This window comes from Primorskyibacter flagellatus (assembly GCF_048268605.1).
In the GTDB taxonomy this organism is placed as follows: domain Bacteria; phylum Pseudomonadota; class Alphaproteobacteria; order Rhodobacterales; family Rhodobacteraceae; genus Primorskyibacter; species Primorskyibacter flagellatus.
This window is the reverse complement of sequence record NZ_JBLWVF010000045.1, coordinates 1-7,798: the sequence shown is the minus strand read 5'-3', so window position 1 is coordinate 7,798 and position 7,798 is coordinate 1. Positions and strand designations below refer to the sequence as shown.

Below are 7,798 nucleotides of genomic sequence, written 5' to 3'. Positions count from 1 at the left end.
GGTCAGTCGCATTTCGGGGTCACCGTCGGCAAATCCATCCCCACAGATCGCCCGAGCCGCTACCTTGGGCTTGTCCAAAGTCATGATGACAAGCCCAAGCGGCGACTGCATGAAGTTCTGAAGGATCAGGGTTGGCAGGAAAACCAGCCAGTGACATTCATGACTGACGGTGGAGACACGGTCATCAACATGGCGCGACACATGGCACCTGCCTCTGAGCATATCCTGGATTGGTTCCACATCACCATGCGCATCACCGTGATGCAGCAATACGTCAAAGGGCTCGCGCATCACAATCCCGCCGAGGCCGAAGCCATTGCCCGCCTGCTGCGCGAGATCAAAGGGTTCCTTTGGAATGGCAACCCGACCAATTTTCGGCGCGCTGTCTCATACAGCCGGGCGTCTGGCGGATAGGCAATATTCTTCTCCATCACCGAGAACGGCAGTGCGAAAGTTTGCCACGGAAGTGGCGGGATAGTCCTGCTGCGGGCAGGGTAAAACTTTGCCACTTTGGCCCTTTCTGGTGACAGGGAGGGTGGGGGTATTTTCAGCGTGGAACTTTATAGGAAGGTGCGCCTTGCGCGCCGCGAGGGCATGAGCGAACGGGCTGCAGCTCTTCATTTTGGGATATCGCGTGCGAGCGTGAAGAAGATGATGTGCTTTTCGGTCCCGCCCGGATATCAACGGACGGCGGAGATCAAACGGCCCAAACTGGATGGCTTCACCGGCTTTATTGACCAGTGGCTGCAGGAAGATCTCAGTCGGAACCGTAAACAACGTCACACCGCCAAGCGCATTTTTGAACGGCTGCGGGATGAGCACGGGTTCAAGGGCGGCTACACGACGGTCAAGAACTACGTCCGTGAACACAGTCGGCGCAGCCGCGAGATGTTTGTGCCGTTGGCACATGCCCCCGGCCACGCCCAGGCGGATTTCGGCGAAGCCATGGTGGTGATTGGTGGTGTTGAACAAAAGGCGCATTTCTTCGCGCTGGATTTGCCCCACAGCGATGCTTGTTTTGTTCGCGCTTATCCGGCTGCCGTTTCCGAGGCTTGGGTTGATGGCCACGTCCATGCCTTTGCGTTCTTCGGGCGGGTGCCGCAGTCGGTTCTTTACGATAATGACCGGTGCCTGGTGGCAAAGATTTTGCCGGGTGGCACGCGCAAGCGGGCCAAGCTGTTCAGCGGCTTCTTGTCGCATTACTTCATTCATGACCGCTACGGGCGACCCGGCAAGGGCAACGACAAGGGTGCTGTTGAGGGCCTGGTAGGGGAGCGTGTTGGTCGCGTGGTCTGCCCCGATCAGATGGGCGTTCAGCTTTTCCTTGGCGTGGAAGTCCAGCCCCTTGTTTCCGGGGATGACCTTGTCCGGCCAGAGGGGGGTTGTGAACGGCGGCGCAATACTCGGCCAGAGGTTCAGTGCGATGCTCTCGCACTATGTGATTGGTGACCGCTACGGTCGCCTTGGCGATGGTCGCGCATTCCGGTTCTTGAACGTGTTGGATGACTTCAACCGCGAGGGATTGGGCATTGAGGTCGATTTTTCCTTGCCCGCCGAAAGGGTCATCCGGAGCCTTAACCGCATCATCGAATGGCGTGGCAAGCCCGGCACCATAAGAGTCGACAACGGCCCGGAATACATCAGCGGAAAGCTAATGGAATGGGCTGAAAAACAAGGAGTTACGATCCAGCACATCCAACCCGGCCAGCCGCAACAGAATGCCTACATCGAGCGTTACAACCGGACGGTCCGGCATGAATGGCTGGATCAATACATCATCGAAAGCATAGAGGAGGCGCAAGATCACGCCACGCAATGGCTATGGACATATAACAACGACCGCCCGAACATGGGCATTGGCGGCATCACACCCGCCCAGAAACTGAAAATAGCCGCGCAAGTTCTATGAATGAACCCCATTAAAAATGGGAGGATTACCGGTTCAACTCGGACAGCGCGCCGCCATCTATACCCGGGTTTCCACGACCGATCAGTCCTGCGAGCGGCAGTGGAAGCCGAGTTCTATGCGGAGGTCCATATTGCCGTCGCAGTACTTAATGCAGCCCAAGCGGTGATTGCGGTTTAGGGCAACCAAGGTCGTACCGCTATTGATTCAGGCGCCGGACAGCTGGTCAAGGCGGAGCTTTTGCGAATGGAGCATATCCGGCTAAGCCGGTAACTCTCCCACCTTTTTGCCGGTTCCAACTCGCCCACCCTCACCGTCATCATAAGTGCGGCGCCTCAGCCGATGGCAAGGCGCCGCGTCGGAGTGTCAAACGGTCTGATCGTCAAGCCTGACATCGGGTGCGTTGGCTTTCACAGAAGCGATGCCGTTTTCGCGGGCGGCATCACTGCTATAGGCTTCGCTGGTCCCGATGACCTGGCCGTTGCTGGCCTTGAGATTGAACATGGGCTTTCCAGCCGCGTTGGTCTTACGCTCGTAGCGTGCGTCCAGTGGAGCGTTGGTGCGCACAGAGGCGATGCCATTCTTGGCATTGGCCATCTGCTTGTAACCCTCGCCGGTCAGGATGATCTCACCATTTCCGGCCTTCAAACGAAACCGGTACTCCCCCGCCCTGTCCTCGTAGAGCTCGAATTTACCTGCCATTCAATCAATTCCTCCCAGAGTCTGATTTCCGCACGCAGTTGACAGGTGCGACACGGGATTGGCAAGCCCCGGATTTCTCTATGCGCGTAGAAATCGTTCCAACGCAATTGCCCCGATATTGGCAGGATCGGATTGCGTAGGCCAGCGGGGAGTTTTGCTTTGGGCGAACTGGTCATCAGGACCTGAAGAAGGATGGTATCGAAACGGTGAGCATGGGTCTTCTCGCCCGGTATCGTTCGCGCCAATGAGCGTGACGAAAGCGCCCGTGCCGCAGACCAATTCAGTTGATCCCTGTCCGCCTCCGGGCTGTCAGATTGAGATAGCCCTTGGCCGCTCCATAAGACCGCAGCTTGTCCGTGACGATCGGTTTCGGGACGAAGCCATGCCGCTTGATCAGACTGACCAGCAGCCGCTTTGCCGCGCGCTTATCCCGTCTAGATTGAAGGATTTCTTCCAGAACGACACCATACTGATCGACGGCGCGCCACAGCCAGTATGACCTGCCTGCGATCTTCACGACGACTTCGTCCAGATGCCAGATGTCACCGGGACGGGACTGCCGACGTCGCAGGTTCCGGGCGATTTGCTGGCCAAACTTGACGGTCCAGCGCCGGATGGTCTCATAGGACACGTCGATGCCGCGCTCCAGCAGCATCTCTTCAACCTCACGCAGGCTCAGGTTGAAACGAACGTACAGCCACACTGCGTGAGCGATGATCTGGGCTGGGAAGCGATGACGTTTGTAGTTGATAGACGGTGTATGCATCATTGCCAGCTATGCCCAAATTGTAACGCGAGCAACCGAACGAAAGTTTATGTGACAGTCCCGGACGGCGCATTCCCATTCGGCGTGGCGTTCGAGCTGTCTCCGTTCATGACGTCAGTCACCGTTTCGCCTCTTTTCCCAGACACGCGTCCAGGCCACACGTTCGGCTGGGCGGACCAGCCCGTCCCGCTCTAGGCGCCGCAGGAGGTGCAGGATTCCGCTGTTGCTCATGCCAAGGGCGTCACGAAGTTCTGCCTGCGTGCGTGGACGCTCAAGCGTGGAAAGAACATAGCGGCGTCGCTCCTGTGGATCGAAGGACTCTCGGCGCCGCCGGCGTTCCAACGCGGCTCTCTGCATCACGCGGCGTCCTGGTGGGCGTCGATATCGTCCTCAACGCTTTTGAGGGCGTCCTCGACGGAAGCGGCATAGTGGACGAGCGGCCGTTTCAGGCCGTGCGTCACGAACACACGCTGGATGTCACGGCTCGCGCCCGTCAGCCAAAGGGCCACGCTACGCTTGTGTGCCTTGTGTGCGAGGCCTTCGATCATGTTGGCCCCGGTCGAGTCGAGGAACGGCACAGCCGAGAAGTCGACGATCAGCGCCTTATGGCTGTCCTGAATGCGGTCGAGCACCGATCCGATTGAGGCCGTTGCACCGAAGAAGAGCGCGCCGGTGATACGGTAGACCACGACCTCAGGGTTGGCTGCGGCCTCCTCGTCATAGGCCTCGCGCGGGTGAGTGCTATCCGCCTCGTCACGCCCGACGAAGGCGGTGTTTGCAGCAACCCCGGTTGTCTGGCTCATGCGGTGGATGAACAGGACCGAGCCGAGTGCGAAACCGATGATGATGGCTTCGGTCAGATCGCGGAAGATGGTCAGGAAGAAGGTCGCGCCAAGAACTGTCGCCTCGCCCCAGCCCGAGCGCAGCAAGATCGCGATGGCGGGTTTCTCGATCATGTTCCAGGCCACGACGGCCAGAACACCCGCCAGTGCGGCGAGCGGAATATAAGCCGCGAGGGGGGCGGCGACGAGCATGAAGAGCAGGATGAACAGGGCATGCAGCATCCCTGCGACCGGCCCATGCGCGCCCGCCCGCACGTTGGTTGCCGTCCGCGCGATCGTCCCTGTGACGCAGAAGCCGGCGAAGAGTGAGGCCCCGATATTGGCCGCCCCTTGGGCGACAAGCTCACAGTTTGAGCGATGACGCCGCCCGGTCATGCCGTCGGCCACGACCGCCGACAAAAGCGACTCGATGGCGCCAAGCAGGGTGAAGGAGATCGCCGCCGGAAGCACCGCCATCATCTTCTCCATAGAGAGTTCCGGCAGCCTCGGAGCGGGAAGCGAGGACGGGATCCCACCGAACTTGGTGCCGATGGTCTGCACCGGCAGCCCCAGAAGCGCGACGCCTGCCGCCGCGACCGCGACCGCGATCAGCATGCCCGGCCAATGGGGACGCCACCGGCGCAGGCCGAGGATGATACCGACCGTCGCGGCAGACAGCAGCACGGCCGCGGGCGTGATACTGTCCCGGGCCACCCACAACACCGACAGCTTTTCAAGCAGCTCCCCAGGTTCATGATCCAGCGTCAGGCCGAAGAGTTCCTTGATCTGGCTGGCGAAGATGATCACCGCGATCCCGGCAGTGAACCCGACGGTCACGGGGAAGGGAATGAACTTGATGAAGGTGCCAAGCCGCAGGAACCCGACAGCGGTAAGCATCAACCCCGACAGGAAGGTCGCGAGGATCAGCCCATCCATTCCATGCAGCGCGACAGTGCTGGCTACAAGGACGATGAAGGCGCCTGCCGGGCCGCCGATCTGGAAGCGCGAGCCGCCCAGAAGCGAGACAAGGAAGCCGCCGACGATCGCGGTATAAAGACCCTGCGCCGGGGTCGCCCCCGAGGCGATGGCGATCGCCATCGAAAGCGGCAAGGCCACAATGGCAACGGTCAGACCGGCAATGGCATCCGCGCGTAACTGGGGCAGTCCATAGCCCTCACGCAGGACCGTGACGAGTTTCGGAGTATAGAGTTCGGCGAAGCTGAGTGCCGTTCTCTCTCTGGTGGTCTTGTCTTTCATCTTCGGCCGCACCTTTTAGGGTAGCGGCGGGATCGTCGGCTTTTTGTCGGCGGTCGCCGTCGCGTGTTGAGTTTTCAATGTCTGGGTGGAGGCACCTTGAGGCGCACACCGCGTCCGCCCGCCGTGCTGACGGAGCCTTCGCCAATGAGTTCTGCCCCGGCAAGCTCAAGCGCTGCGATGACCTTGGTCAGGCTGTCGACCACGCCGCGCACATTGCCGGTGCTTGCCTCCATGCGCTGGATCGTCGGCACAGAAAGCCCTGCCAGCTCGGCCAGGGTCTTCTGGTCGATACCGAGTAAAGCACGTGCAGCGCGCATCTGGGGGCCAGTGATCATGAGGTATCCTGTGAATGGGATAATGCCGATCTAAACTATTATATTTGATATTTCAAGTATCAATGTAGGTGCCTTGGATATGTATCAGTGCATTGCCCTCACCGATGTGGCAACCCACATCGGGGATTTCGTCTCACAAGGATTTCAGTAACGCCATCAGGTCTTTGTCCACCTTCCACGAGCGCCCTGATCTCTGTTGGCCGACTTCGCAGAGTGCAACGGCGTTGGCCTTCATCGTCAGGTCGATCTCGGCATAAATGTTGGTCGTGCTGATCGACACATACCCAAGCCATGCGCGGATGGTGTTGATGTCCACCCTGGCAAGGACAAGATGGCAGACGGTCGTATGTCGGATCACATGTGGCGTGATCGTGCGGCCGGCGAGCGCAGGAACATGCGCAGCGCAGCGCTCGATCAGGCGATAGACGCCGAACCGCGTGAACCCTGCCCCAAGCCTGCTGACAAAGACAGGTGTATCCCCTTCGCGATCCCGGATTTCGTGCGCAAGAGCCCGCTCGGTTTCTGGCCATAACGGGCACTGGCGGATCTTGCCGCCCTTTCCATGAAGGGTCGCAAGATCATGGCCACCCCTTCGGGCGGCAAGCGACAGATCCTGCACCTTCAGCTCTGCTGCCTCGGACAGGCGCCCGACAGTCTTTCCCTCCAAAACGAGGGCATGAAGACGTCACGCAATTTCGGGTCCGTCGGCATAAAGGAACGTTTGGTCCCACAGGGATCTCTGTAAGCGGTTAATTCGTTGTGATTTTTCCTGTTTTATCTCCCCCTGATCTGGAGGGTGTGTCAGGCGGCTGATTTCAGGGGGAGGATTCCGAGCTCGTCGCGGAGTTTATCATCAGAGAAGTCGTATTCGCCGAGCATGTTGATGTGTGCCCAGGCCATTGGGGCGTGTGCGGCGATCGTGCGACGCAGGTTTTCTTTGGTTTCCTCATCCGGGGCCCTTTCGAGTTGGTGGGCGAGGTAGAGGTAGTTCCAACAGATGATGCTGTTTTTGATGAGGCGGTTGCAGGCCTCGGCGATCTCCTGTTCCTCTTTTTCGGCTTGGGTGAACTCGCGGGGATTGCCAACGGCGACAGCGCGGGTGAAGCGGTTGGCGAGTTCGACCTTGTTGAGCTGACGTTCGATGGCCTGCCGCAGGCTCAGGTCATCGACATAGCGCAGGATGAACAGCGATTTGATGATCTGCCCGAAGGCTTTCAGAGTCTGATAGAGCGCGTGCTGCCGGGAATAGGAATTGAGCCGCCGGAAGATGTCGGACGCGGTGTTTTCCTTGAGCTTGATGGTGGCGACCAGACGTAACAGAGCATCCCAGTTTTCGCGGATCAGGGTCTCATTGATGGTTTTGTCCGGCGCGATGATCCAATCATGATCCCTTGGGCGGTCCGGCTTGAAGATGTAGAGGGTCTGTTTTCCAATGCCTTTGATCCGTGGGGCGAAGGAAAAGCCCAGCAGGTGCGTCATCCCGAAGATGGCTTCGGTGTAGCCGTGGCTGTCGGTGGAATGGATGTCACTTTTTGGCAGATCGAAACATCGTTTGCGCTCACGGAAGTCGAATACTGGCGGACCGTCAAACGCCTCTTGCTCGGAGGGTGAAAGGATTTGCATTCGGGGCATGAGGCTCTCCGTCATAGTGGTGTCCGGGAATCGGTCGTTTGACGGCCCCGTGCTTTTCTGTCCGTTAATATGGCTTGACAACGGAATGACGGACAAGATGATTGGCGGATGGAAAAACGGACAAAGACTGCAGAATTTGTTGCTCCGGTCGGATATGCGCGCATCTCAACGGCCGATCAATCGCTGGCCCCACAGATCGACGCGCTCAAGGCGGCCGGTTGCGGGGAGATATTTGAAGATTGCGTATCTGGTGCCAAGACGGATCGACCAGGATTAAATCAAGCGCTCGATCACTTACGTTCCGGTGACGCGCTGATTGTCTGGAAGCTCGACCGTCTCGGTCGTAGCATGAGTCACCTGATTGATACGGTTCGCGACT

General features: G+C 59.0%; 7 protein-coding genes and 4 pseudogenes. 4 read left to right on the top strand and 7 right to left on the bottom strand.

The window, feature by feature from the left end; genetic code table 11:
• The 3 pseudogenes from ACN0WV_RS19390 to ACN0WV_RS19380 all read left to right on the top strand — a co-directional run.
• Positions 1 to 363, top strand: a pseudogene (locus ACN0WV_RS19390) (ISKra4 family transposase); the annotation flags it as partial.
• 189 nt (positions 364 to 552) lie between these two features.
• Positions 553 to 1,272: pseudogene (gene istA / locus ACN0WV_RS19385) on the top strand (IS21 family transposase); the annotation flags it as partial.
• A 187-nt stretch (positions 1,273 to 1,459) separates the two neighbouring features.
• Positions 1,460 to 1,909 (top strand): annotated as a pseudogene (locus ACN0WV_RS19380) (integrase core domain-containing protein); the annotation flags it as partial.
• A gap of 363 nt (positions 1,910 to 2,272) precedes the next feature.
• On the opposite strand, the gene ACN0WV_RS19375 reads toward ACN0WV_RS19380, so the two are convergent.
• The 7 genes and pseudogenes from ACN0WV_RS19375 to ACN0WV_RS19345 form a co-directional block, all read right to left on the bottom strand.
• A complete protein-coding gene (locus tag ACN0WV_RS19375) occupies positions 2,273 to 2,608 on the bottom strand; it encodes a YegP family protein (protein ID WP_417607879.1) in 336 nt (111 codons plus the stop codon).
• Between the two features lie 325 nt (positions 2,609 to 2,933).
• A pseudogene (locus ACN0WV_RS19370) lies at positions 2,934 to 3,374 on the bottom strand (IS6 family transposase); the annotation flags it as partial.
• Between the two features lie 114 nt (positions 3,375 to 3,488).
• Positions 3,489 to 3,731 (bottom strand): winged helix-turn-helix transcriptional regulator, encoded by a 243-nt coding sequence (locus ACN0WV_RS19365; protein ID WP_417607880.1) that lies wholly within the window; start codon positions 3,729 to 3,731, stop codon positions 3,489 to 3,491.
• Positions 3,731 to 5,452: a SulP family inorganic anion transporter gene (locus ACN0WV_RS19360; protein ID WP_417607878.1), complete on the bottom strand. Its 1,722-nt coding sequence runs from the start codon at positions 5,450 to 5,452 to the stop codon at positions 3,731 to 3,733. Before ACN0WV_RS19360 ends, ACN0WV_RS19365 begins: the two co-directional genes overlap by 1 nt.
• A 74-nt stretch (positions 5,453 to 5,526) precedes the next feature.
• A complete protein-coding gene (locus tag ACN0WV_RS19355; protein WP_047998188.1) occupies positions 5,527 to 5,787 on the bottom strand; it encodes a helix-turn-helix domain-containing protein in 261 nt (86 codons plus the stop codon).
• Between the two features lie 133 nt (positions 5,788 to 5,920).
• Positions 5,921 to 6,454 carry a tyrosine-type recombinase/integrase gene (locus tag ACN0WV_RS19350; protein ID WP_047998187.1) on the bottom strand — a complete coding sequence of 178 codons (534 nt, stop codon included), beginning with the start codon at positions 6,452 to 6,454 and terminating at the stop codon, positions 5,921 to 5,923.
• A gap of 134 nt (positions 6,455 to 6,588) precedes the next feature.
• The gene (locus ACN0WV_RS19345) at positions 6,589 to 7,419 is read right to left on the bottom strand and encodes a Tn3 family transposase (RefSeq protein ID WP_417607877.1); all 831 of its coding nucleotides are present in this window, start codon (positions 7,417 to 7,419) and stop codon (positions 6,589 to 6,591) included.
• 108 nt (positions 7,420 to 7,527) lie between these two features.
• Between ACN0WV_RS19345 and ACN0WV_RS19340 the strand changes: the two genes are divergently transcribed.
• Positions 7,528 to 7,798: recombinase family protein (locus ACN0WV_RS19340; protein ID WP_417607876.1), on the top strand; the 271-nt coding region annotated here is incomplete at its 3' end.

Coding starts and splice junctions, on each gene's coding strand:
- ACN0WV_RS19375 (WP_417607879.1), bottom strand. CDS start 2,608: ATGGCAGGTAAATTCGAGCTCTACGAGGACAGGGCGGGGGAGTACCGG.
- ACN0WV_RS19365 (WP_417607880.1), bottom strand. CDS start 3,731: ATGCAGAGAGCCGCGTTGGAACGCCGGCGGCGCCGAGAGTCCTTCGAT.
- ACN0WV_RS19360 (WP_417607878.1), bottom strand. CDS start 5,452: ATGAAAGACAAGACCACCAGAGAGAGAACGGCACTCAGCTTCGCCGAA.
- ACN0WV_RS19355 (WP_047998188.1), bottom strand. CDS start 5,787: ATGATCACTGGCCCCCAGATGCGCGCTGCACGTGCTTTACTCGGTATC.
- ACN0WV_RS19345 (WP_417607877.1), bottom strand. CDS start 7,419: ATGCCCCGAATGCAAATCCTTTCACCCTCCGAGCAAGAGGCGTTTGAC.